1 protein-coding gene is annotated in these 1,753 nt (G+C 67.1%); it reads right to left on the bottom strand.

Annotated elements, in window-relative coordinates; all coding sequences use genetic code 11:
* A partial coding sequence (locus AWC19_RS03185; RefSeq protein WP_142280939.1) for a non-ribosomal peptide synthetase occupies positions 1-1,753 on the bottom strand: 1,753 nt, incomplete at both ends.

Here is a 1,753-nt window from a genome sequence, read left to right as displayed (position 1 = left end):
CCTACGCCGAGTTCGAAGAAGGAGTCGTTTGCGCCGACGCGGTCGAGGCCGAGGACTTGGGCGTAGATGCCGGCGAGGAGTTCTTCGACGGCGTTGGCCGGGGCGCGGTACCGGTCGGTGTCGTGGTAGTCCGGGGCGGGCAGGGCCCGGGTGTCGAGCTTGCCGTTGATCGTCAGCGGCAGCGCCTCGAGCACCACCACCGCGGCCGGCACCATGTAGGAGGGCAGCCGCTGGGCCAACGCCGCGCGCAGCTGGCCCGGATCGGCGCTGCCGGTCACATAACCCACCAAACGCTTGTCACCGGGGCGGTCCTCGCGCGCGATCACCACCGCCTGCCCCACCCCGTCGAGATCGTTCAACGCCGCCCGGATTTCACCGAGCTCGATGCGATAGCCGCGGATCTTGACCTGCTCATCGGCGCGCCCCACATAGCGCAGCTGCCCATCGGGACCCCAGCACACCAAATCCCCGGTCCGATACATCCGCATCCCGGGCGGCCCGAACGGACACGCCACAAACCGCGCCGCGCTCAACCCCGCCCGCCCGATGTAGCCATAGGCCACCCCGGCGCCGGCCACATACAACTCCCCCACCACACCGGCCGGCACCACCCGCAACCAGCCGTCCAACACAAAAAAACCCAGATGGGCCAACGGCACCCCAATCGGGCTGACCACACCCTCAACATCGCCGGCACCAATCTCGCGAAACGACGCATGCACCGTCGTCTCGGTAATCCCATACATATTGATCAGCCGCGGCAAACCCCGATGCTTGTCCAACCACCCCCGCAGCCGCGCCGGCTCCAACGCCTCCCCACCAAACACCACCGCCTGCAACTTCAACCGCGGATCAGGCTCAGCCAACGCCGCATCAGCAGCCTGCAACGCATAAAACGCCGACGGGGTCTGACTCAACACACTGACCTGCTCGGCAACCAACAACGCGTGCAACTCTTCGGGCGAACGAACCACCGCATCGGGCACCACCACCACCCGCCCGCCATACAGCAACGCCCCCCAAATCTCCCACACCGAAAAATCAAAGGCCAGCGAATGACACTGCGACCACACCTGACCGGCCAACTCCAAATCCGCATCCACGCTTTCGAGCAACCGCGTCACATTGCGATGCGCAACCGCCACCCCCTTAGGCCTGCCCGTCGTGCCCGAGGTGTAAATCACATACGCCACCTCATCCGGGCCCGGCGCCGGCAACGCCGCACTCACCTCAGCGCCAATCCCCGGATCCCCCACATCAACCACCACCGCATCACAACCGGCCAACCGCGCCCGCAACCCCGCCGTCGTCACCACCACACTGGGCGCGGCATCCTCCAACACAAACCGCAACCGCGCCTCAGGCACCGCCGGATCAATCGGCACATACGCCGCCCCCGCCTTCAACACCGCCAACATCGCCACAATCGCCTCCCCCGACCGCGGCAACAACAACGCCACCCGCTGCCCCGACCCCACACCCCGACCCCGCAACCACCGCGCCAACCGATTCGCGGCCTCCCGCACCTCCCGATACGTCCACGACCGCCCCCCAGCACTAATCGCCACCGCCTCCGGCGCACGAGCCACCTGCGCCCCAAACAACACCGGAATCGACACCGGCACCCCCACCGGCCGACTCAACCCCGCCCGATTACCCCACCCCTCCAACCGACCCCGCTCACCACCATCAACCACCTCCACCGACGACAACACCCGACCCGGCTCACCCACCATCACCGCCAACACCCGCT

Source organism: Mycobacterium palustre (assembly GCF_002101785.1).
GTDB classification, from domain to species: domain Bacteria; phylum Actinomycetota; class Actinomycetes; order Mycobacteriales; family Mycobacteriaceae; genus Mycobacterium; species Mycobacterium palustre.
This window is presented reverse-complemented; position numbering and strand designations above follow the sequence as displayed.